This is a genomic window from Pseudomonas songnenensis (assembly GCF_003696315.1).
Taxonomy (GTDB): Bacteria; Pseudomonadota; Gammaproteobacteria; order Pseudomonadales; family Pseudomonadaceae; genus Stutzerimonas; species Stutzerimonas songnenensis.
In genome coordinates, this window is the sequence record NZ_RFFN01000003.1 from 202931 (window position 1) to 224942 (window position 22012).

Below are 22012 nucleotides of genomic sequence, written 5' to 3' on the forward strand. Positions count from 1 at the left end.
AGGCTTATCCCGTGAGGTCTTTGCATAATGCGCCGCAAGATTCCCAGTACCGCCGCGCTGATCGCCTTCGAGGCCGCCGCCCGCCACGAAAGCTTCACCCGCGCGGCCGACGAGCTGGCGCTGACCCAAAGCGCCATCTGCCGACAGATCGGCGGGCTGGAGGGATTCCTCGGCCTGGCGCTGTTCCGCCGTTCGCGGCGCGGCGTGAAGCTGACCGCCGCCGGCCAGTCCTACGCCCGCCGCATCGCGGCGCAGCTGGACGCGGTGGAGCGCGACACGCTTTCGGTGATGGGCCAGCAAGGCGCGATGAGCCTGGAACTGGCCGTGGTGCCGACCTTCGGCACCCAATGGCTGGTGCCGCGCCTCAGGCATTTCCAGGCGCTGCATCCGGAGATCACGGTGAACCTGACCAACCGCACTAGGCCCTTTCTGTTTGCCGATACCGAGTTCGATGCTGCCATCTACTTCGGCGATGCCGACTGGTCCGGTACCGAGGCGCACTACCTGATGCCCGAGGACCTGCAGCCAGTCTGCAGCCCCGCCCTGCTGCGCGACGGTCAGCCGTTCACGACCCAGACCCTGGCCGAACTGCCGCTGCTGCAGCAGACCACCCGGCCCTATGCCTGGCGCCAATGGTTCGATTCGTTGGGGCTGAAAGTCGCCCGCGACATGACCGGCCCGCGGCTGGAGCTGTTCTCCATGCTGGCGCAGGCGGCCGAGCACGGCATGGGGGTAGCGCTGATTCCGCCGTTCCTGATCCAGCGGGAACTGGCCGAGGGGCGGCTGGTGCTGGCGCATCCGCACGCCTATCGCAGCGAGACGCGGGCGTACTACCTGATGATTCCGGAGCGCAAGGTGGAGTCGGCGGGGCTGGTGGCGTTTCGGGATTGGTTGAAGGAGGAAGCGAGGGTTTGGCGGGAGGGGGCGTAGGAAGGTGTGGGGATCTGGCACCAGGAAGGCGGTAGGGTGGAAGCCGCGCAGCGTTTTCCACCACAGGTGGCGCAGGTTTGGGCCTGACGAGCCAGGTGCCAGGACATCCCAGAAATGAGCGCGCCGGATCGCGGGCTCAGGGCGACACTACTTCTTCTTTTTCGGCTTCAGGTATTTGGTCAGCCCCTGAAACCACATCACCAGCGCCGGATTCCCCTGGATCTGGATGTCCTTGTTCTGAATCCCCTGCATGAACGCCAGCTGCTTGTTCTTCGCCGTCATGGTGGCGAAGCCATAGGCGGCATCCTTAAACCCCAGGGAGAACGCCGGCTCACTCGCCGGGCCGCGCTTGCTGGTGACGCGCTGGTCTTTCACCACGAAGTGCCGGGCGACCTTGCCGTCCAGGGTGTGCAGCTGAAAGGTCAGATCCTTGTCGCCCAGCTGCTGCTGGAACTCGGGGTTGGTACGGCTGGCCTTGGCCATCAGGCGGCCAAGCATCCAAAGCAGAAAGCGGAATTTCATGGTGAGGTCCCGACCGGTACGAGAAAAGGCCGCATTGTAGTGGCTTGGTCGGCTGGGGAAAGGATGGGTACGAACGGGTCCGAGGCGGACCGGGCAGTCAGGTTGACCCGGAGCCCGCTGGCTCCGGGTTGGCGCAGCGTCAGTTGACCGCGTCTTTGAGCATCTTGCCGGGCTTGAAGGCAACGGTGTTGCTGGCCTTGATGGTCACCGGTTGCCCGGTTTGCGGGTTTTTCCCGGTGCGGGCGCCGCGGTGGCGCTGAACGAAGGTGCCGAAACCAACCAGGGTCACGCTGTCCTTGCGGTTCAGCGCGTTGGTGATTTCATCCAGCACGGCGTTGAGTACCCGATTGGCCTGATCCTTGGACAGGTCAGCCTTCTCGGCAATGGCTGCGGCGAGTTCCGGTTTACGCATGGGAAGCCTCTGAGACGTTTTTGTTGTTGTGTCCGTACTGTTCACAAGAACAGCGCTAAAGGCGCTGCAACAGCTCTAGGCTGGGGCAGACCCATGGAGAATGGCACGGCGCTAGCACCTGCGCCAGTCCCTCCGGACGCCGCGCAGCCTCAGCTGGGGGACTTTAGCGACAGAATTTGCGGTAGTTCCGCCAGCACTGGCGGCAGCTGCTTGTTCAGCGCCAGGCGTTCCTGTACCGCCGCACCGGTCAGGGCATAGCCGAGCAGTTGGCCCGAAGTACCGAGATAGAGCGCTTTGACGTCGTTACCCTGGGCTTCGACGGTCCAGTTTCCGGCACTGCCAACCGCAGGCAGGGAGACCACTACCGGGCATGCCGGGGTCTTCACCGTGATCGGCATGGGGCCGTAGCTGACAAAGGTAGGATTGCCAAACAGCGTTTTAGCCAGGGCTCGCGCCCCAGCCATCAGCGGCATCACGTAGAGCAGGCTGAGCCCTTCGACTTCGGCGCAATCGCCTAGGGCATAGACGTGTTCCGCCGAGGTCTTGAGCAGGCGATCGACGACGATGCCACGCTTGACCTCGAGCCCCGCCTCGGCAGCCAGTTCGATGCGCGGGCGCAACCCGACGGCACTGACCACCAGATCGCAGCCCCGCTGCGAGCCGTCGGACAGGGTCGCCTGCAGACCATCGGAGCTGCGCTGCAGGCGCTCCAGCGTAGCCCCGAGGTGAAAGCGCGCGCCGATGCCCTCCAGGCCGCGCTTCACCGCCTCGGCGGCCTGCAGCGGCAGCAGGCCGGGCATGACCTGCTCGCTGGGGGCGACCAGATCGACCTCGTGCCCCCCCAGCAGCAGATCATTGGCGAACTCGCAGCCGATCAGCCCGGCACCGAGGATCAGCACGCGACGCTTGCCGGCGGCAGCGGCACGGAAGCGGCCGTAATCGTGCAGGTCGTTGATCGGATAGACCGCGTCCGCCGCATCGCCCTCCACCGGCACCTGAATCGTCTGCGCGCCCCAGGCCAGCACCAGGTCGCGGTAGGGCACCGGCTCGTTGCCGATCCACACACGCCGATTCGCCGGGTCCAGACGGGTGACGCGGGTATGGGTACGAATCTCCGCGTTCAGCTGCTCGGCCATGGCGCCGGCGGTGGCCATGCCGAGATTCTCCGCGTTCTTGTTGGCGGCGAAACCGGTGGAAAGCAGCGGTTTGGAGTAGGAGCGCCCGTCGTCGGCGGTGATCAGCAACAGCGGCGTCTGGGGGTCCAGCTTGCGGAATTCCCGGGCCAGGTTATAGCCGGCCAGGCCGGTGCCGATGATGACTACAGGTGCGCTCACGATCTTGTTCTCCAGAGAAGCGTTGCGAAAGCGATCAGCCGATGGCGATCATTTCGAAGTCCATCTTGCCGACGCCGCAATCCGGGCACACCCAGTCTTCCGGCACATCTTCCCATGCCGTCCCAGGCGCGATGCCCTCGTCAGGCGCGCCCAGTGCTTCGTCATAGATATAGCCGCACACCACACATTGCCATTTTTTCATCGCTAACCTCGATGTTCCGTCGACTGCGACGCACGCTATACCAGAACGGCGCGCCGCACCAAACCCACAAATGAAAACGGGCGGCCTAGGCCGCCCGTTGCGCTACCGCCAGGCTTAGCCTGCGGCACCCACCAGCGGATCGCTGATGCCCATCACGTAGAACCCGATCAGGCCGATGGTGCCGGCCAGGATGAGGTAGTACAGGGTCGGCAGCATGGTCTTGCGCAGGGTGATTCCTTCGCGACCGAGCAGGCCGACGGTGGCCGAGGCCGCCACCACGTTGTGGATGGCGATCATATTGCCCGCCGCCGCACCTACCGACTGCAGCGCCACCATCAGCGCACCGGACAGCCCCAGCAGGCCTGCGGTGTTGAACTGGAACTGCGACAGCATCAGGTTGGACACGGTATTGGAACCGGCGATGAAGGCACCCAGGCCACCGACGGCCGGGGCGAAGAACGGATAGACACCGCCCACGCTGTTGGCCACCAGCTGCGCCATCGCCACCGGCATGGACACCAGGTCGGAGCCGTTCACGCCCGAGTTGATCAGAATCCGCACCATCGGAATGGTGAAGATCAGCACGAAACCCGCGCCGAGCAGGGTCTTGCTCGACTCGGAAATCGCCGCGCCCAGCTCCTGCGCCTTCATGCGGTGCAGGAAGAAGGTGATCAGCACCACGATGCAGAGAATCCCGCCTGGCAGGTACAGCGGCTCCAGCGTACCGGAAACGCCCGTTTCGCCGAGGATGTCCTTCCAGCCGAAGCTGAACGACATCAGCAGTGCCTTGAAGTCAGGGAATACCCGCGAGGCGACCAGCAAACCGGCCAGTACCAGGTACGGCGCCCAGGCCATCGGCACGGAGATCGGCGTCTTGCCGGCGACATCCTCGATCTTCATCTCGATCTTGCCCATCCACTCGGACGGCCATTCCTTCGCCGGAGCGAAGTCCCAGGTGTCCTTGGGCAGCAGGAAGCCGGCCTTGGCCGCCGGTACGACGATGGCCAGACCGACCAGCGCGCCGATCATCGAGGGGAATTCCGGTCCGAGGAACACACCGGCCGCCGCGTACGGAATGACGAAAGCCAGACCGGTGAACACCGCGAACGGCGCGACCGCCAGACCTTCGGTCCAGGATTTGTTGCGACCGAAGTAGCGGGTCATGATGCTGACCATGATCAGCGGCATGAGAATCCCGCACAGCGCATGGATGATCGCGACGCGCGAGAAGATCAGGTGGAAGAACACCTCCCAGTTACTGCCCACCGCCGCCAGCTGTTCGCTGATGCCGGTCTTGTCCAGACCCGCACCGACACCGACCAGGATCGGCGTGCCCACCGCACCGAAGGACACCGGCGTGGACTGCACCATCATCCCCATGACCACCGCCGCCAGTGCCGGGAAGCCCAGCGCGACCATCAGCGGTGCCGCCACCGCCGCTGGCGTGCCGAAGCCCGAGGCCCCCTCGATGAAGCAGCCGAACAGCCAGGCGACGATCAGCACCTGAACGCGACGGTCAGGACTGACATTGGAGAAGCCACGCCGAATCGAACTGATCCCCCCGGAATGTTTCAGCGTGTTGAGCAGCAGAATCGCACCGAAGATGATCCAGAGGATCGCCGCGGTGAGGATCAGACCCTGCAAGGTGGAAGCGATGACCCGGTTGAGGGTCATGTCCCAGGCCAGCAGGCCGATCAGCGCAGTGAGGACGAAAACCAGCGGCATGGCGTACTTGGCCGGCCAGCGAAAGCCGATCAGCAGCACACCCGCCAGCACCAGCGGCACGAAGGCCAGGATGGACAGTAGTGTTTGACTCATTTGTTGGGTCCCTGCGTTTTTTGTTGTGAACCGCTTCTATTGTGTCCGGGCACGCCCGGTGCTTCGCATGAAACGCCCCCACGCGGTGCGCTTCCCAACGGCCCGGCCGAAACCGTGCCGCTCATGCTCGAAAGCCCCGGACGCCAACTCGGCGCCTGGGGCTGCTGTCCTGCACCGCGTGCGCCTGGCTTCAGGCAGCACACGGTTTCCCCGGCCCTGTCAGGCCTGACTTGCCTTGTAGCGCTGACGCCACGCGTGCAGCAGCGGCTCGGTGTAGCCCGCCGGCTGCTCGCGGCCCTTGAACACCAGATCCGACGCTGCCTGGAAGGCGATCGACTGAGTGTAGTCGCTGGACATGGCGCGATAGAGCGGATCGCCGGCGTTCTGCTGATCGACCACCTTGGCCATGCGCTCCAGGGTCTCCTGAACCTGCTCGCGGCTGACCACGCCGTGGTGCAGCCAGTTGGCAATGTGCTGGCTGGAGATACGCAGGGTGGCGCGGTCTTCCATCAGGCCGACGTTGTGGATGTCCGGCACCTTGGAGCAACCGACGCCCTGTTCGACCCAGCGCACCACGTAACCGAGGATGCCCTGGCAGTTGTTGTCCAGCTCCTGCTGCTTCTCCTCAGCGCTCCAGGTGTCTTCGGCGACCACCGGAATGGTCAGCAGATCGTTGAGCAGCCGATCGCGCTCGGCCGCCAGGTCGATCTTCTCCAGCTCGCTCTGCACGGCCTGCACGTTCACCTGGTGGTAGTGCAGCGCGTGCAGGGTGGCGCCGGTCGGCGACGGCACCCAGGCGGTGTTGGCGCCGGATTTCGGGTGGCCGATCTTCTGCTCGAGCATGGCCGCCATCAGATCCGGCATGGCCCACATGCCCTTGCCGATCTGCGCCTTGCCGCGCAGGCCGCAGGCCAGGCCGACCAGCACGTTGTTGCGCTCGTAGGACTGGATCCACGGGGTGGATTTCATGTCGCCCTTGCGCAGCACCGGGCCGGCTTCCATGCAGGTGTGCATCTCGTCGCCGGTACGGTCGAGGAAGCCGGTATTGATGAACGCCACGCGGTGCTTGGCCGCGGCGATGCAGGCCTTGAGGTTGGCGCTGGTACGGCGCTCCTCGTCCATGATGCCCATCTTCAAGGTGTAGCGCGGCACACCGATGAGGTCCTCGACGCGACCGAACAGCTCGTCGGCAAAGGCGACTTCCTTCGGCCCGTGCATCTTCGGCTTGACGATGTAGACGCTGCCGGTGCGCGAGTTGCCCTTGCGCTTGAGATCATGCTTGGCGATCAGGCTGGTGAACACGCCGTCCATGATGCCTTCCGGAATCTCGCGGCCGTCTTCCAGCAGGATCGCCGGGTTGGTCATAAGGTGACCGACGTTGCGGATGAACAGCAGCGAGCGGCCGTGCAGCTTCAGCTCGCCGCCGTTGGGCGCGCTGTACTCACGGTCCGGATTCAGGCGGCGGACGAAGCTCGAGCTGCCCTTGGCCACTTCCTCGCTGAGGGTGCCCTGCACGATGCCCAGCCAGTTGCGGTAGGCCAGCACCTTGTCGTCGGCATCCACCGCGGCGACCGAGTCTTCGCAGTCGAGAATGGTGGAAACCGCGGACTCGACCAGCAGGTCCTTCACGCCGGCGGCATCGGTCTGGCCGATCGGGCTGTTCGGGTCGATCTGGATTTCGACGTGCAGGCCGTTGTTCTTCAGCAGCACGGCCTTCGGCTCGACCGCTTCACCCTGGAAGCCGACGAACTTCTCCGGCTGCTTGAGGCCGGTGACGCTGCCGTTCTCCAGGGTGACCTTCAGCTGACCGTCCTGCACGCGGTAGGCGGTGGCGTCGGCATGGCTGCCTTCGGCCAGCGGCGCGGCCTGATCGAGGAAATTGCGCGCGTAGGCAATGACCTTGGCGCCACGGACTTCGTTGTAGCCCGGCCCCTTCTGCGCACCGCCCTCTTCGGAGATGGCGTCGGTGCCGTAGAGCGCGTCATACAGCGAGCCCCAGCGGGCGTTGGCGGCGTTCAGCGCATAACGCGCGTTCATGATCGGCACCACCAGCTGCGGGCCGGCCTGGGTGGCGATCTCGCTGTCGACGTTGGCCGTCTCGATCTTCACCTCGCCCGGCACGGGCAACAGGTAACCGATGGACTCGAGGAAGGCGCGATAGGCCGCCATGTCCTTGATCGGGCCCGGATTGGCCTTGTGCCAGCTGTCCAGCTCGAGCTGCATACGGTCGCGCTCGGCGAGCAGCTCACGGTTCTTCGGCGCCAGGTCGTGGACCAGGGCGTCCAGGCCCTGCCAGAAGGCGGCGGCTTCGATACCGGTGCCCGGCAGGACTTCGTCTTCGATGAATCGCTGCAGATTGGCCGCAACCTGCAGGCGGCCCAGGGTTACACGCTCGGTCATCTGTCGTTCTCCTTGTCTGTTCAGTTGGCCAGGGCAGCGACGCCGGCCTTGGCGATCTGGGCGTCCTGCGCCGCGGTCACGCCGGAGACACCGACCGAACCGATGACCTGGCCGTCGACCACCAGCGGCACGCCACCTTCCAGCGAGCAGACCACCGGCGCGGAGAGGAAGGCACTGCGACCGCCGTTGACCATGTCCTCGTAACCCTTGGTTTCGCGACGGCCGAGGGCCGAGCTGCGGGCCTTCTCGGTGGCGATGTAGGAGGCGATCGGCGCGCAGCCGTCCAGACGCTCCAGCGCCAGCGGATGGCCGCCGTCGTCGGCGACGACGATGGTCACGGCCCAGCCGTTGGCCTGCGCTTCGGCACGGGCGGCGGCGAGGATGGTGGCGACTTCGGTCTGGCTCAGTACGGCTTTGCTTTTCATCTCGATTCTCCTGTCTTCGTATTTCGGTTGTTCGCTGGTCGCCCTGGCTGGGCGACCGAACCATGAGGCGTTGCTACTGCATCGATTCCTCGACCACTTCGATCCAGTGCTTGACCGGCGTGCGCCCGGCACCGTCGAGGTGGGTCTGGCAGCCGATGTTGGCGGTGACGATCACTTCCGGCTTGCCGCTCTCCAGCGCGTTGAGCTTGTTGTCGCGCAGCTGGTGGGAAATCTCCGGCTGGGTGATCGAATAGCTGCCGGCCGAGCCGCAGCACAGGTGCGCATCGGGCACCGCAGTGAGCTGGTAGCCCAGACGGGTGAGCACGTCTTCGACCGCGCCGCCGAGCTTCTGTGCGTGCTGCAGGGTGCACGGGCAGTGGAAGGCCATGCGCTTGTCGGCGCGCACGTCGAGCTTTTCCAGTTCGGCGCTGCGCAGCACTTCGACCAGATCCTTGGCCAGCTCGCTGACCCGCGCGGCCTTGGCGGCGTAGGCCGGGTCGTCCTTGAGCAGATGGCCGTATTCCTTGACGAAGGCACCGCAGCCGCTGGCGGTCTGCACGATGGCTTCGGCACCGGCTTCGATGGCCGGCCACCAGGCGTCGATGTTGCGCCGTGCGCGGTCCAGACCGGCATCCTGGGCGTTGAGGTGGTAGTCCACCGCGCCACAGCAGCCGGCTTCGCGCGCCGGGCTGACGCTGATGCCCAGACGGTCGAGCACGCGTGCAGCAGCGGCGTTGGTGCTCGGCGACAGGCTCGGCTGCACGCAGCCTTCGAGCATCAGCACGCGGCGGCTGTGCATCACCTGCGGGCGCGGCTTGGCCGGGCGGATCTCGCGCGGCAGGTGATCCTTGAGCGAGGCCGGCATCAGCGGCTTCAGCGCGTTGCCGGCGCCCAGCAGTGCCTTGAACAGGCCGGGACGCGGGATCACCGTACGCAGGCCGCCGCGCACGATGCGCTCGCCCAGCGGGCGCTGCACCTGCTGCTCGATGAAGTCGCGGCCGATGTCCAGCAGGTTGTGGTACTTCACCCCGGACGGACAGGTGGTTTCGCAGTTGCGGCAGGTCAGGCAGCGGTCCAGGTGCAGCTGGGTGCTCTCGGTCACCTCGCCGCCTTCGAACATCTGCTTCATCAGGTAGATGCGCCCGCGCGGACCGTCCAGCTCGTCGCCCAGCAACTGGTAGGTCGGGCAGGTGGCGTTGCAGAAGCCGCAGTGCACGCAGGAGCGCAGGATGCTTTCGGCTTCCTCGGCGCGCGGCAGTTTTTTCGCGGCTTCGCTCAGATTCGTTTGCATACGTCGTCAGACCTCGGAATACATGCGGCCGGGGTTGAAGATCCCCTGCGGATCCAGCGCGGCCTTGAGCTGGCGGTGATAGCGCAACAGCGGCGCCGACAGCGGCTGGAACGGATTGCTCGTGGCGCCTGCGGTAAAGCAGGTGGCGTGGCCGCCGACCTCGATAGCGATGCCGCGAATGGTCACCGCGTCGGCGTCGGACTTCAGCCAGCGCTGGGCACCGGCCCAGTCCACCAGCTGATCGCCCGGCAAGCCGAGCGCCGGCGTGTTGTTCGGCAGCGACAGGCGCCACAGCGGACGCGGGTCGGCGAAGAAGGCCAGGCGCTGCTCGCGCAGCTCGTTCCAGTAGCCAGGGTCGAGATCCTCGCCGCCGATGCGTTCGCGCGCGGCATTGACCGACCCTTCGCCACCTTCCAGGCGCAGGTAAAGGGCCTTGCCGTCATGGCTGGCGGCGCTGATCGGTACCGGCTGCTGGCCCCACTCGGCAAGCTTGAGCAGCGCGCGGTCGAGATCGATTTCCAGACGCAGGCTGGTGCACAGGCGCGGCTTGGGCAGCACCTTGAGCGAGACTTCGGTGAGTACGCCGAGGCAACCGAAGCTGCCGGCCATCAGGCGCGACAGGTCGTAGCCGGCGACGTTCTTCATCACCTCGCCACCGAAACGCAGGTGCTTGCCCTGGCCGGTGATGACCCGCGAGCCGAGCACGAAATCGCGCACCGAACCGCTCCACGGGCGACGCGGGCCGGACAGCCCGGCGGCGATCATGCCGCCGACGGTGGCGCCCTCGGCGAAGTGCGGCGGCTCGCAAGGCAGCATCTGCCCGGCAGCATCGAGCGCGGCTTCCAGCTCCGTCAGCGGCGTACCGGCGCGAACGGTGACCACCAGCTCGGTGGGATCGTAGCTGACGATGCCGCGGTGCTCGCGGGTATCGAGCAGCACACCGTCGGCCTGCCGCCCGAGAAAGCTCTTGCTGCCGCTGCCCTGGATGCGCAGCGGCGTGTTGGCGGCAAGCGCCTGGTTGACCTGGTCCAGCAACTGCGCGCTGGCGTCGTTGGCGATTACGGACATCAGAAACGCTCCAGTTCGGGGAAAGGCAGCTGGCCGTTGTGGATGTGCATGCGACCGAATTCGGCGCAGCGATGCAGGGTCGGAATGTTCTTGCCCGGGTTGAGCAGGCCGCTCGGGTCGAAGGCGGCCTTGACCGCATGGAACAGCGTCAGCTCGTCGGCGTTGAACTGCGAGCACATCTGATTGATTTTCTCGCGGCCGACGCCGTGCTCGCCGGTGATGCTGCCGCCCACCTTCACGCACAACTCGAGAATCTTGCCGCCCAGGTCTTCGGCGCGTTCCAGCTCACCGGGCTGGTTGGCATCGAACAGGATCAGCGGGTGCATGTTGCCGTCACCGGCGTGGAACACGTTCGCCACGCGCAGGCCGAACTGCTCGGACAGATCGGAAATGCCCTTCAGCACGCCCGGCAGCTCGCGGCGCGGGATGGTGCCGTCCATGCAGTAGTAGTCCGGCGAAATACGGCCGACCGCCGGGAAGGCATTCTTGCGCCCGGCCCAGAAGCGCACGCGCTCGGCTTCGTCCCTGGCCAGGCGCACTTCGGTGGCGCCGGCCAGCTTGAGCACTTCGCTGACGCGGGCGCAGTCGTCGTGCACGTCGGCTTCCACGCCATCCAGTTCGCAGAGCAGGATCGCTTCGGCATCCACCGGGTAACCGGCATGGATGAAGTCCTCGGCGGCGCGGATCGACAGGTTGTCCATCATCTCCAGGCCACCGGGGATGATGCCGGCGGCGATGATGTCGCCCACCGCACGACCGGCCTTCTCAACCGAGTCGAAGGCGGCCAGCAGCACCTTGGCCACCTGCGGCTTGGGCAGCAGCTTGACCGTCACCTCGGTGACGATACCGAGCATGCCCTCGGAGCCGGTGAACAGCGCCAGCAGATCGAAGCCCGGCGAATCCAGCGCATCGGAGCCGAGCGTCATGCGCTCGCCCTCGACGGTGAGGATGTCCACCTTGAGCAGGTTGTGCACGGTCAGGCCGTACTTCAGGCAGTGCACGCCGCCGGCGTTCTCGGCGACGTTGCCGCCAATCGAACAGGCGATCTGCGACGAGGGGTCCGGCGCGTAGTACAGCTCATAGGGAGCCGCGGCCTGGGAAATCGCCAGGTTGCGCACGCCGGGCTGGACGCGGGCGAAGCGGCCGGCCGGGTCCACTTCGAGAATCTTGTTGAAGCGCGCCATCACCAGCAGGATGCCCTGCTCCAGCGGCAGCGCGCCGCCGGACAGCCCGGTACCGGCACCGCGAGCAACTACCGGCACGCCGCGCTGGTGACACAGTTTGAGCAGCGTCTCGACCTGCTCGATGCGCTCGGGCAGCACCACCAGCAGCGGCGTGGTGCGGTAGGCGGAAAGCCCGTCGCACTCGTAGGGCTTGAGGTCCTCGCTGCGGTGGAGGATGTCCAGATCGGGTAGCTGCGCCTGCAGCTCGGCCAGCAGGGCGGCCTTGTCGACCTTGGGCAACGCACCATCGACGCGTTCGTCGTAGAGAATGTTCATGGCAGGTTCCGGTTCTCGTGGGTTGCAGCCAGCGCGAACGACTGCGGTGGAATGACGCATCTTTAACGTCGAAGATGGTCACCCGTCCATGAGCTAGACAACTGGTCCTACCAGTTTTTTGTAGTCGCCCGATGAAAGGCACTACCGAATGACCCTCCAGGCGGCACTGTTCCTGGTATGCAGCCATTCAGGGTAAACTCGCTCAAAACTGGTCCTACCAGTGGGGAACAAAGACATGCGGAACGAAAACCACAATGACCGTCGTCAAGTCGCCGATGTCGTCGCCGAACGCATCGAACGGCTGATCGTCGACGGCGTATTGAAGGTGGGCCAGGCGCTGCCATCGGAACGCCGCCTGTGCGAGAAGCTGGGCATTTCCCGCTCGGCGTTGCGTGAGGGCCTGCGCGTTCTGCGCGGGCGCGGCATCATCGAGACCTCCCAGGGTCGTGGCTCCTTCGTTGCCGAACTGTCGGGCAACCATGACGCCAGTCCGCTGATGCACCTGTTCAACTCGCAACCGCGGACGCTCTATGACCTGCTGGAAGTGCGCGCGCTGCTGGAAAGCGAATCCGCCCGGCTGGCGGCCTTGCGCGGCACCGACGCGGATTTCGTGCTGCTGCGCCGCCGCTACGAGGAAATGCTCGCCGCCCACGCCAGCGAGAACGGCGCCGACCCACGCGAGCATGCCCGCCTCGATCATGCCTTCCACCTGGCCATCTGCGAGGCCTCGCACAACCCGGTGCTGGTGCACACCCTGCAGTCGCTGACCGACCTGATGCTGAGCACCGTGTTCGCCTCGGTGAACAACCTCTATCACCGCCCGGCGCAGAAGCGGCAGATCGACCGTCAGCACTCGCGGCTCTACCACGCGGTGATCGAACGCCTGCCGGAACAGGCCCAACGTGCCGCGCGCGACCATATCCACGGCATTCGTGACAACCTCAAGGAGATCGAGCAGGAGGAACAGCGCCTGGTGCGCGCCACCATGCGCCTGGAAGGCTGGACCTGATCATTCTGTAGCGCCGCCGGCGCGACCCTACAGCCGCTGCAGGCGTCGGGTTGTCGCCTGCGTCCTGCAGCGGCCGGGCCGCATGCTAGACTCGCCGATCTTTCCGCTATGCCCGAACGCGCCGTGTCCGAATTCCTTGACTGGCTAAGTGCCGACCGCCTGCCCTCCCCCCTCGAACCTGCCCTGCATGACTGGCTCTACGTCGACAAAGGCTCGCTGACCCGCCGCCTGACGGAGCTGGCCGATGGCGCGTTCAGCGTGACGCCGCTGCACGAAGCCTGGCAGCCCCTGCGCGCCGACGAGTGCGCCGCGCTCGGCGTGCCGACAGAGAGCGAGGGCTGGGTGCGCGAGGTGTATCTGTGCGGCCATGGCCAGCCCTGGGTGTTCGCCCGCAGCGTCGCGGCACGAGCGCAGCTGGAGGATTCCGGCCTCGACCTGCAGCGCCTGGGCAATCGCTCCCTCGGCGAGCTGCTGTTCAGCGATCCGGCCTTCACCCGCGGCACGCTCCAGGCCCGCCATTACCCCGCGCACTGGCTGCCGGATGCTTGCCGTGTCGACGGCCTCTGGGCGCGACGCTCGTGCTTCCGCCAGAATCGCCTCGGCGTGCTGGTCGCCGAAGTGTTCCTGCCTGAGCTGTGGCAGGCTGCCGCCGTCACGCCCTGAGCGCGCCGCTCTGCATGCCCCCTTCCGCCAAGGAGAGCCGCTGATGTATCTGAAACTGCTGCAATCGTGCAATCGCCTCCACCCGCGCGCCTGGGACTTCATCCAGCTGATGCGCCTGGACAAGCCCATCGGCACTTACCTGCTGCTGTGGCCGACGCTGTGGGCGCTGTGGATTGCTGCCGAAGGCGTGCCCAGCGCGAAGAACCTGTTCATCTTCATTACCGGCGTGATCCTGATGCGCGCCGCCGGCTGTGTGGTCAACGATTTCGCCGATCGCAACTTCGATGGCCACGTGCAGCGCACCCAGGCGCGCCCGATGGCCGCCGGTCGGGTCAGCTCGCGTGAGGCCTGGACGCTGTTCGCCGTGCTGGTGGGCCTGAGCTTCGGCCTGGTGCTGCTGACCAACGCGACGACGGTCTACCTGTCCTTCGGCGCGCTGGCCCTGGCCGCCTGCTACCCGTTCATGAAGCGCTACACCTTCTACCCGCAGGTGGTGCTCGGCGCGGCATTCTCCTGGGGCATGCCGATGGCGTTCACTGCCGAAACCGGCAGCCTGCCACCGGAAGCCTGGCTGCTGTTCATCGCCAACCTGCTGTGGACGGTGGCGTACGACACCTACTACGCCATGGCCGATCGCGACGACGACCTGAAAATCGGCATCAAGTCCACCGCCATCCTCTTCGGCGAAGCGGACCGCGTCATCATCGTCACGCTGCAGGGCCTGGCCCTGTTCTGCCTGCTCCTCGCTGGCGTGCGTTTCGAGCTCGGCCAGTGGTTCCACCTCGGCCTTGTGATCGCCGCCGGCTGCTTCGCCTGGGAGTTCTGGAAGACTCAATCGCGCAAGCCACAGGCCTGCTTCAAGGCTTTTCTGCATAACCACTGGGCGGGGCTGGCGATCCTTGCCGGCATCGTGCTGGATTACGCCACCCGGGCTTAAGCCTGCACGCACCGGGCTAGAGCCATCCTTTCGCTGCTGGGTTGCCGTCTGCCTGTCACATGGCTGCAATAATTCCGTTATCTAATGCCGGACGACAAGAACAGACCCGAGGCTTGACCATGAATGGCAAGAGCATACTGATCGTCGATGACGAGGCGCCGATCCGGGAGATGATCGTCGTCGCCCTGGAAATGGCTGGCTATGACTGTCTCGAAGCAGAGAACACCCAGCAGGCCCATGCGCTGATCATCGACCGCAAGCCGGACCTGATCCTGCTCGACTGGATGCTGCCCGGCACCTCGGGCATCGAGCTGGCCCGCCGCCTCAAGCGTGACGAGCTGACCGCCGACACGCCGATCATCATGCTCACCGCCAAGGGTGAAGAGGACAACAAGATCCAGGGCCTGGAAGTCGGTGCCGACGACTACATCACCAAGCCCTTCTCGCCACGCGAACTGGTGGCACGTCTGAAGGCCGTGCTGCGCCGGGCGACACCGGTGGACAGCGAGTCGCCGATCGAGATCGGCGGCCTGTTGCTCGACCCGGTCAGCCACCGCGTCACCATCGACGGCAAGCCGGCCGAGATGGGCCCCACCGAATACCGCCTGCTGCAGTTCTTCATGACCCACCAGGAGCGCGCCTACACCCGCAGCCAGTTGCTCGATCAGGTCTGGGGCGGCAATGTCTATGTCGAGGAGCGCACCGTGGACGTGCATATCCGCCGACTGCGCAAGGCCCTCGGCGAAGCCTATGAGAACCTGGTGCAGACGGTACGCGGCACCGGTTATCGTTTCTCCAGCAAAAGCTGAGCACGCCGGGTGAGCATGCGTCCCGGCGTTTTCCACCCCATCATCGCCACCTCTCTGGAGTGCATCGGTTGAATCAGGACTGGCAAGGAGCCCTCGTTCGTCGTCTGCTGCTCCTGCTCGGCGGCTGCCTGCTGCTGGGGCTGATCACCGGCGAATATGCCTGGGTGCTGGTGATCGGTTTGAGCGGCTATCTCGTCTGGACCCTGCGCCAGCTGCTGCGTCTGCAGCGCTGGCTGCACCGTGCCGATCCGGACGAGCCACCGCCCGATTCGGCCGGCATCTGGGGCGATGTGTTCGACAATCTCTACCAGATGCAGCGCCGCGACCTGCGCCTGCGTGGCGAGCTGCAGGGCATCATCGACCGCGCCCAGGGTTCGACCGCAGCCCTCAAGGATGCGGTGATCATGCTCGACAGCGACGGCAACCTGGAATGGTGGAACCCCGCCGCCAACCGCCTGCTGGGGCTGAAGAAGCCGCAGGATGCCGGCCACCCCATCGGCAATCTGGTGCGCCATCCGGCATTCAAGGAGTACTTCGACAAAGGCAACTACGACCAGCCGCTGGAGCTGGCCTCGCCGGTGGACGATCGCCTGCGCCTGCAGTTCAACATCACCCGCTACGGCAATCGCGAACACCTGCTGCTGGTGCGGGACGTGACTCGCCTGCATCAGCTCGAACAAATGCGCAAAGACTTCGTCGCCAACGTCTCCCACGAGCTGCGCACGCCGCTCACCGTGATCGCCGGCTATCTCGAAACGCTGCTGGAAAATGCCGAAGCGGTGAACCCTCGCTGGCTTCGCGCGCTGCAGCAGATGAACCAGCAGGCCGGCCGCATGCAGCACCTGCTAAACGACCTGCTCTTGCTGGCCCGCCTGGAAACCAGCAGCCGCCCGACCGACAACCAGCCAGTGGCGGTGGGCCTGCTGTTGCAGTCGATCATCAGCGATGCCCGTGCCCTGTCCGGCAACCGCGGGCACCTGATCAGCCTCGACGCCGATCCGGCGTTGCAGCTCAAGGGCAGCGAGGCGGAACTGCGCAGTGCCTTCTCCAACCTGGTGTTCAACGCGGTGAAGTACACACCGGACGGCGGCAGCGTGCATGTGCGCTGGTGGGGTGACGAGGTTGGCGCGCACCTCAGCGTCGAGGACAGCGGTATCGGCATCGAGCAGAAGCATCTGCCACGCTTGACCGAGCGTTTCTATCGGGTCGACTCCAGCCGCGCCAGCAGCACCGGCGGCACCGGGCTCGGCCTGGCGATCGTCAAGCATGTGCTGCTACGCCATCAGGGACGCCTGGACATCAGCAGCACCCCCGGCCAGGGCAGTCGCTTTTCCTGCCACTTCCAGAACAGCCAGGTGCCCGGCCGCTGATTGCGGTATATCCGCGAGCAGCTGGAAAAATCCCGCTGCTCGCTTGAAAAGCCGGCTCGTCGCCGCCATCCTGTCGCGATCATTGGCTACCCGAACCCTTCATGGACCCCTCCCCCAGTTACGCCGCCTCTTCCTACTTCGCCGATTTCGGCCTGATCCTCTTCGCTCTGTTCCTCGTGCTGCTCAACGGCTTCTTCGTCGCCGCCGAGTTCGCCATGGTCAAGCTGCGCGCCACCAAGGTGGAAGCCATCGCCAGCCGGCATGGCTGGCGCGGACACATCCTGCGTACCGTGCACAATCAGCTCGATGCTTACCTCTCCGCCTGCCAACTCGGCATCACCCTGGCGTCGCTGGGTCTCGGCTGGGTCGGCGAGCCGGCGTTCGCGCACCTGCTCGAACCGCTGCTGGCGGGCATCGGTATCCAGTCGCCGGCACTGGTGCATGGCATCGCCTTCTTCACGGCGTTCTTCATCATCTCCTACCTGCATATCGTCATTGGCGAGCTGGCACCGAAGTCCTGGGCGATCCGCAAACCGGAGCTGCTGTCGCTGTGGACGGCCGTGCCGCTGTACCTGTTCTACTGGCTGATGTACCCGGCGATCTACCTGCTCAACGCCAGCGCCAACGCCATCCTGCGCATCGCCGGCCAGGGTGAGCCGGGCATGCACCACGACCATCACTACAGCCGCGAGGAGCTCAAGCTGATCCTGCACTCCAACCGCGCCCGCGACCCGAGCAACCCGCAGATCCAGGTGCTGGCCTCGGCGGTGGAGATGAGCGAGCTGGAAGTGGTGGACTGGGCCAACTCCCGTGAGGATCTGCTGCAGCTGGACCACGATGCACCGCTGGCTGAGATCCTGGAAATCATCCGCCGCCACAAGTACAGCCGTTATCCGGTCTACGACAGCGCCAGGGGCGAGTACGTCGGGCTGCTGCACATCAAGGACCTGCTGCTGGCGCTGGCCGCCAATGGCGCGCTCGCCGAGGACTTCTGCCTGAGTGAGCTGCTGCGTCCGCTGGAGCGGGTGTCCAAACACATGCCGCTGGCCAGCCTGCTGGAACAGTTCCGCCAGGGCGGCGCGCATTTCGTGCTGGTCGAAGAAGGCGACCACAAGGTCATCGGCTTCCTGACCATGGAAGACGTGCTGGAAGTGCTGGTCGGCGATATTCAGGACGAGCACCGCAAGACCGAACGCGGCGTGCTCGCCTACCAGCCGGGCAAGCTGCTGGTGCGCGGCGACACGCCGCTGTTCAAGCTTGAACGCCTGCTGGGCATCGATCTCGACCATGTCGAGGCGGAAACGCTGGCAGGGCTGGTTTACGAAACCCTCAAGCGGGTACCGGACGAGAACGAAGTGCTTCAGGTCGATGGCCTGCAGATCGTCATCAAGAAGATGCGCGGCCCGAAGATCGTGCTCGCGAAAGTCCTGCGGCTCAAGGACTAACCCCTAGCGGATGCAGGCAATTCACAACTTACATTTTCGTTTACATACCTGCCGCTAACCGTTGATTTACAAAGAAATACGACCGCTCGTCGTAATCGTCAGAATTAATCGCGAGCAGTTCCAGTCCACGCCATAGGCGGCTCGCTCGAGCCGCCACCGATTCTCAATCGAATGACGATGGAGCTACCCGCATGCGCATCAATGCTTTGACCACTGCAACCGCCCTGGCCCTCGGCCTGACAGCGACCTCCCAGGCGTTCGCCCAGTCCGCCACCGGTCCAATCTCGAACTTCGGCGTCATTGGCTCGCACAATCAGTACAAGCTGACCGTGAACGACGAAAGCGACAAGGAACGCCTCAACCAGGGCGGGCTGTACTACAACTTCGGCAACAAGATGACCGGCCAGGAAGGCTTCATCTACCAGGCCGGCATCGAAGGTCAGTACCGGGAAAAGGACGACGTGGAATACATGTCCGCCCGCGCCGATATCGACCTGGGCCTGCGCGCTGCGCTGAGCACCAACAACTATGTCGACGTGATCGTCGGCGGTGGCTACGACTGGGGCCGCATCGAGCAGGACGACGTCGATTTCGGCCTGTTCGAGGAAGACGTCAAGCTGACCACCCGCTCGCCGTTCGCCAAGGCCGGGGTTGGCTACAACTACCTGACCCCGGACTACACCGTACGCCTGGAAGTCGGCGCCCGTTACTCCATCGAAGCCGACAGCAAGCTGAAGGTTGGCGGTGAAAGCGACACCGTCGACCTGAAGGACAAGGTCAACCCGTACGGCGAACTGAGCGTGCTGTGGAACAAGGGCATCAACAACATGCCGATCAGCACCAGCCTGTACTACACCCAGACCCGCTACGAACTCGATAGCAGCAGTGAGTTCGCCGAGAACAGCAAGCTCAAGCAGGAGCAGGTCGGCCTGAAGGTTGGCCTGGCGTTCTAAGCTGTTCGACTGCCCGTCGATGCTGCGCGTGCGAGCCGCGACGCAGCAAGGCGGGCAGAGCGAGGCGGCCTTGCCTGGTGAGTCACCCCGTCATACCGGGGCGACCACCTCCACTGAAACCATTCTGCACTCCTCCAACGGCGGCCAAACGGCTTGCTGCACCCCTCCCTCGATACCAACGACCTAAAGAACTAATCCCTTAGTACTGATCGGACGATTGGTACTCGCATTGCGAAACGTTTAGCCACACATTTGACGCCAGAATTTGAGGAATAGACGACAAGAATTAATCCCCATACAGTTCGTCGGGAACTGCGTCACAGCCAGCCTGTGAGGCACATCACTTGCTAATGCCTACTTAACGACAAGAAAACAACATCGGCTGCAGCTTCCTGCGGCAGCCGAATTCTCGGCCTGGTCAGGGTCGAGAGCTAGACCCTCGCCTCAGTGGACTCGAAGCGATCGGAGCACAACGGTGCTGTGAGGACTGCTGGTGCCTGTGCGAAACCGCCGTGCCTGGTGCACGTCCGGCATGGATGCCGGGGATCGACCGATTTCGCGCAGCTACGGCCGCGCGGTAACCCAAACCGTTTCGCAGACGCTTCCGATGACGTATCTACCTTACGCTAAGACCACCCTGGCCCTGGTTGCCGCCCTGTCCCTTACCGCCTGTGCCCAGCTGGAGCCGCGCCCGCTGACCGAGCAGACGCTGATCGATCAGAATCGCGCTGATCAGCAGAGCGCGCAGCAGGACGTGGATCCCATCATCGGCGCCCTGACGCTTGACGAGGCCATGGCCCGCGCCCTCAAGTACAACCTCGATCGCCGCGCACGACTGCTCGAGCAGGCGCTGGCCTTCCAGCAGTACGACGTATCGCGCTACGACATGCTGCCCAAGCTGCTGGCCCAAGCCGGCTACAGTTCGCGCGACAACGACAAGATCAGTCAGAGCCGCAATGCCGAAGACGGCTCTCTGTCGCAATCACGCTTCATCTCCCAGGACCGCGATCACACCGTCAGTTCCCTGGCGCTGAGCTGGAACATGCTCGATCTGGGAGTTGGCTACTACGGAGCGCGCCAGCAGGCCGACCGCGCGCTGGTGGCCGGCGAGAAGCGGCGCAAGGCCATGCACCTGCTGATGCAGGATGTGCGCACCGCCTTCTGGCGCGCCGTGAGCGCACAGAAGCTCGGCAGCGAAGTACGTGCCGCCACCCAGATGGCCGAAGAAGCGCTTGCCGATGCCCGCCAGGCCGAGGCCGAACGGCTGCGCAACCCGCTCGACTCGCTGCGCTACCAGCGCCAGGTGCTGGAAAACCTGCGGCTGCTCGAAGCCATCGAACAGGAACTCTCCACCGCCCAGACCGAACTGGCGCTGCTCATCAACGCCCCGCTGGGCCAGCCGATCACCCTCGTCGAGCCAGCCTTCGAACTCGACCGTCAGGCACTGGCCGTGCCGGTCGCCGTGATGGAAGACACTGCGCTGGGCGCCAACGCCGATCTGCGCGAGGCCCACTACAACGCCCGCATCGCCCGCGAGGAAACCCGCAAGACACTGGTGCGGCTGTTTCCCAGCCTGAACTTCAGCTACGGCCTGAACTACGACACCGACAGCTACCTGGTGAACCGCCAGTGGAACGAAGCCGGTGTGCAGCTTTCCTTCAACCTGTTCAACCTGCTGACCGGCCCGGGACAGCTCAAGCTGGCCGAGGCGGGTGTCGCGCTGGCCGACCAGCGGCGGGTGTCCATGCAGATGGCGGTACTCGCCCAGGTCCACCTGGCACGTCAGCAACTGGCCAACGCCCAGCATCAGTTCAGCCGTGCCGATGCCATCTGGACCATCGACCGCCGCATCAGCGAGCACATGGATAACCGTGAGGCGATGCAGGTGCAGAGCAAGCTCGACCGGGTCGCCAACCAGACCACCACCATTCTCAGCCTGCTGCGCCGTTACCAGGCGCTCGCCCAGGCGCAGACCGCCGAAGCGCGGCTGCAGGCCACGCTCGGCGTGGAGCCGGAGATCGGCAGCGTCGGTGATCTGACGCTGGCCGAACTGGCCCGGACGCTGGCCGCCGGCCACGGCAACTGGCAGACGCTCGCCCGCCGCGACGGCGAGGAATCCAGCCGATGAAGACAATCCCCCTCGTTCTGCTGCTGATCGCCGCGACTGGCATGGCCCAGGCGCAAACCGCGGAAACCGCGCCGGCACGCGCCGGGCTGGAGCGTCAGGAAATCCGCGCACAGCTGTTGCCACGGCAGTTCACCACCCTGGCTGCGGAGATCGGTGCCAAGGTCAACAAGCTGCCGGTTGCCGAGGGCGGCGCGTTCAAGGCCGGACAGCTGCTGGTCAGCTTCGATTGCAGCGTGCAACAGGCGATGTTGCAGAAGGCGCGTGCCGAGCTGAACGCCGCCGAGGCGACCGACAAGGCCAACCAGCGTCTGGCCGAGCTGAATTCCGTCGGTCAGCTGGAAGTGGACCTCGGCCGCGCCGGTCGGCAGAAAGCCGTCGCCGAAGTCGGCGCGCAGCAGGCGGTGCTCGGCAAGTGCGGTATCAGCGCGCCCTTCGCCGGGCGCGTCGCCGAGCAGAAGGTGCGCGAGCAGCAGTTCGTCCAGCCCGGCCAGCCGTTGCTGGACATCCTCGACGACAGCGTCTTGGAGCTCGAATTCCTGGTGCCGTCTGCCTGGCTGGTCTGGCTACGCACCGGGCAGACCTTCGATGTGGAAATCGACGAGACCGGCCAGCGCTACCCGGCACGCTTCGAGCGCATAGGCGCGCGGGTCGACCCGGTCAGCCAGTCGGTCAAGGTCGCCGCCGCCATCGATGGCCGCTTCCCCGAACTGATCGCTGGCATGAGCGGCCGCGTGCGTGTCACGCCGCCCAATGCCAACCAGACGCCCAATCAATAAACGCAGGCATTTCCGCTGGTG

Annotated in this window: 20 protein-coding genes; 10 read left to right on the top strand and 10 right to left on the bottom strand. The window is 65.2% G+C overall.

Going from position 1 to position 22012, the window contains the following annotated elements:
- Positions 1-27: 27 nt before the first annotated feature.
- Positions 28-930 (top strand): LysR family transcriptional regulator, encoded by a 903-nt coding sequence (locus tag EA798_RS09630; RefSeq protein WP_122098800.1) that lies wholly within the window; start codon positions 28-30, stop codon positions 928-930.
- Positions 931-1077: 147 nt separating this feature from the next.
- Here the strand turns inward: EA798_RS09630 and EA798_RS09635 are convergent, their stop codons facing one another.
- From EA798_RS09635 to glcD, 10 genes are all read right to left on the bottom strand, one after another.
- Positions 1078-1452, bottom strand: a complete 375-nt coding sequence (locus EA798_RS09635; RefSeq protein WP_020306777.1) for an SCP2 sterol-binding domain-containing protein — start codon at positions 1450-1452, stop codon at positions 1078-1080.
- Between the two features lie 139 nt (positions 1453-1591).
- Positions 1592-1864, bottom strand: coding sequence for an HU family DNA-binding protein (locus tag EA798_RS09640; protein ID WP_003283322.1), 273 nt, complete (start codon positions 1862-1864; stop codon positions 1592-1594).
- A 149-nt stretch (positions 1865-2013) separates the two neighbouring features.
- Positions 2014-3198 (bottom strand): NAD(P)/FAD-dependent oxidoreductase, encoded by a 1185-nt coding sequence (locus EA798_RS09645; RefSeq protein ID WP_122098801.1) that lies wholly within the window; start codon positions 3196-3198, stop codon positions 2014-2016.
- 34 nt (positions 3199-3232) lie between these two features.
- Positions 3233-3400 (bottom strand): rubredoxin, encoded by a 168-nt coding sequence (gene rd / locus EA798_RS09650; RefSeq protein WP_122098802.1) that lies wholly within the window; start codon positions 3398-3400, stop codon positions 3233-3235.
- Positions 3401-3514: 114 nt separating this feature from the next.
- Positions 3515-5218, bottom strand: a complete 1704-nt coding sequence (locus EA798_RS09655; RefSeq protein WP_038663923.1) for an L-lactate permease — start codon at positions 5216-5218, stop codon at positions 3515-3517.
- A 219-nt stretch (positions 5219-5437) separates the two neighbouring features.
- The gene (locus tag EA798_RS09660) at positions 5438-7618 is read right to left on the bottom strand and encodes a malate synthase G (RefSeq protein WP_122098803.1); all 2181 of its coding nucleotides are present in this window, start codon (positions 7616-7618) and stop codon (positions 5438-5440) included.
- A gap of 20 nt (positions 7619-7638) precedes the next feature.
- Positions 7639-8043: a heme-binding protein gene (locus EA798_RS09665; protein ID WP_003283314.1), complete on the bottom strand. Its 405-nt coding sequence runs from the start codon at positions 8041-8043 to the stop codon at positions 7639-7641.
- Positions 8044-8116: 73 nt separating this feature from the next.
- Positions 8117-9334: a glycolate oxidase subunit GlcF gene (glcF, locus tag EA798_RS09670; protein WP_102820658.1), complete on the bottom strand. Its 1218-nt coding sequence runs from the start codon at positions 9332-9334 to the stop codon at positions 8117-8119.
- 6 nt (positions 9335-9340) lie between these two features.
- The gene (gene glcE / locus EA798_RS09675) at positions 9341-10402 is read right to left on the bottom strand and encodes a glycolate oxidase subunit GlcE (RefSeq protein ID WP_122098804.1); all 1062 of its coding nucleotides are present in this window, start codon (positions 10400-10402) and stop codon (positions 9341-9343) included.
- On the bottom strand, positions 10402-11901 hold the full coding sequence (glcD, locus tag EA798_RS09680; RefSeq protein WP_122098805.1) for a glycolate oxidase subunit GlcD: 1500 nt from the start codon (positions 11899-11901) through the stop codon (positions 10402-10404). Before glcD ends, glcE begins: the two co-directional genes overlap by 1 nt.
- Before the next feature lie 235 nt (positions 11902-12136).
- Between glcD and glcC the strand changes: the two genes are divergently transcribed.
- From glcC to EA798_RS09725, 9 genes are all read left to right on the top strand, one after another.
- On the top strand, positions 12137-12910 hold the full coding sequence (glcC, locus tag EA798_RS09685; protein WP_122098806.1) for a transcriptional regulator GlcC: 774 nt from the start codon (positions 12137-12139) through the stop codon (positions 12908-12910).
- Positions 12911-13018: 108 nt separating this feature from the next.
- Complete coding sequence (locus EA798_RS09690) at positions 13019-13573, top strand: chorismate--pyruvate lyase family protein (protein ID WP_122098807.1); 555 nt, start codon at positions 13019-13021, stop codon at positions 13571-13573.
- 43 nt (positions 13574-13616) lie between these two features.
- Positions 13617-14510, top strand: a complete 894-nt coding sequence (gene ubiA / locus EA798_RS09695; RefSeq protein WP_122098808.1) for a 4-hydroxybenzoate octaprenyltransferase — start codon at positions 13617-13619, stop codon at positions 14508-14510.
- Positions 14511-14629: 119 nt separating this feature from the next.
- Positions 14630-15319 carry a phosphate regulon transcriptional regulator PhoB gene (phoB, locus tag EA798_RS09700; protein WP_003283304.1) on the top strand — a complete coding sequence of 230 codons (690 nt, stop codon included), beginning with the start codon at positions 14630-14632 and terminating at the stop codon, positions 15317-15319.
- Between the two features lie 68 nt (positions 15320-15387).
- Positions 15388-16689 (top strand): phosphate regulon sensor histidine kinase PhoR, encoded by a 1302-nt coding sequence (gene phoR, locus EA798_RS09705; RefSeq protein WP_106156089.1) that lies wholly within the window; start codon positions 15388-15390, stop codon positions 16687-16689.
- Positions 16690-16790: 101 nt separating this feature from the next.
- A complete protein-coding gene (locus EA798_RS09710; protein ID WP_011911661.1) occupies positions 16791-18134 on the top strand; it encodes a hemolysin family protein in 1344 nt (447 codons plus the stop codon).
- Positions 18135-18325: 191 nt separating this feature from the next.
- Positions 18326-19087 (top strand): outer membrane beta-barrel protein, encoded by a 762-nt coding sequence (locus tag EA798_RS09715; protein WP_122098809.1) that lies wholly within the window; start codon positions 18326-18328, stop codon positions 19085-19087.
- A gap of 607 nt (positions 19088-19694) precedes the next feature.
- Positions 19695-21215 (top strand): TolC family protein, encoded by a 1521-nt coding sequence (locus tag EA798_RS09720; protein ID WP_244221264.1) that lies wholly within the window; start codon positions 19695-19697, stop codon positions 21213-21215.
- Positions 21212-21991 (top strand): efflux RND transporter periplasmic adaptor subunit, encoded by a 780-nt coding sequence (locus tag EA798_RS09725; protein WP_122098811.1) that lies wholly within the window; start codon positions 21212-21214, stop codon positions 21989-21991. Before EA798_RS09720 ends, EA798_RS09725 begins: the two co-directional genes overlap by 4 nt.
- Positions 21992-22012 lie beyond the last annotated feature (21 nt).

Coding starts and splice junctions, on each gene's coding strand:
- EA798_RS09715 (WP_122098809.1), top strand. CDS start 18,326: ATGCGCATCAATGCTTTGACCACTGCAACCGCCCTGGCCCTCGGCCTG.
- EA798_RS09720 (WP_244221264.1), top strand. CDS start 19,695: ATGACGTATCTACCTTACGCTAAGACCACCCTGGCCCTGGTTGCCGCC.
- rd (WP_122098802.1), bottom strand. CDS start 3,400: ATGAAAAAATGGCAATGTGTGGTGTGCGGCTATATCTATGACGAAGCA.
- EA798_RS09635 (WP_020306777.1), bottom strand. CDS start 1,452: ATGAAATTCCGCTTTCTGCTTTGGATGCTTGGCCGCCTGATGGCCAAG.
- EA798_RS09690 (WP_122098807.1), top strand. CDS start 13,019: ATGCCCGAACGCGCCGTGTCCGAATTCCTTGACTGGCTAAGTGCCGAC.
- EA798_RS09710 (WP_011911661.1), top strand. CDS start 16,791: ATGGACCCCTCCCCCAGTTACGCCGCCTCTTCCTACTTCGCCGATTTC.
- EA798_RS09655 (WP_038663923.1), bottom strand. CDS start 5,218: ATGAGTCAAACACTACTGTCCATCCTGGCCTTCGTGCCGCTGGTGCTG.
- phoB (WP_003283304.1), top strand. CDS start 14,630: ATGAATGGCAAGAGCATACTGATCGTCGATGACGAGGCGCCGATCCGG.
- EA798_RS09665 (WP_003283314.1), bottom strand. CDS start 8,043: ATGAAAAGCAAAGCCGTACTGAGCCAGACCGAAGTCGCCACCATCCTC.
- EA798_RS09640 (WP_003283322.1), bottom strand. CDS start 1,864: ATGCGTAAACCGGAACTCGCCGCAGCCATTGCCGAGAAGGCTGACCTG.
- ubiA (WP_122098808.1), top strand. CDS start 13,617: ATGTATCTGAAACTGCTGCAATCGTGCAATCGCCTCCACCCGCGCGCC.
- glcF (WP_102820658.1), bottom strand. CDS start 9,334: ATGCAAACGAATCTGAGCGAAGCCGCGAAAAAACTGCCGCGCGCCGAG.
- EA798_RS09725 (WP_122098811.1), top strand. CDS start 21,212: ATGAAGACAATCCCCCTCGTTCTGCTGCTGATCGCCGCGACTGGCATG.
- glcD (WP_122098805.1), bottom strand. CDS start 11,901: ATGAACATTCTCTACGACGAACGCGTCGATGGTGCGTTGCCCAAGGTC.
- glcC (WP_122098806.1), top strand. CDS start 12,137: ATGCGGAACGAAAACCACAATGACCGTCGTCAAGTCGCCGATGTCGTC.
- EA798_RS09660 (WP_122098803.1), bottom strand. CDS start 7,618: ATGACCGAGCGTGTAACCCTGGGCCGCCTGCAGGTTGCGGCCAATCTG.
- glcE (WP_122098804.1), bottom strand. CDS start 10,402: ATGTCCGTAATCGCCAACGACGCCAGCGCGCAGTTGCTGGACCAGGTC.
- EA798_RS09630 (WP_122098800.1), top strand. CDS start 28: ATGCGCCGCAAGATTCCCAGTACCGCCGCGCTGATCGCCTTCGAGGCC.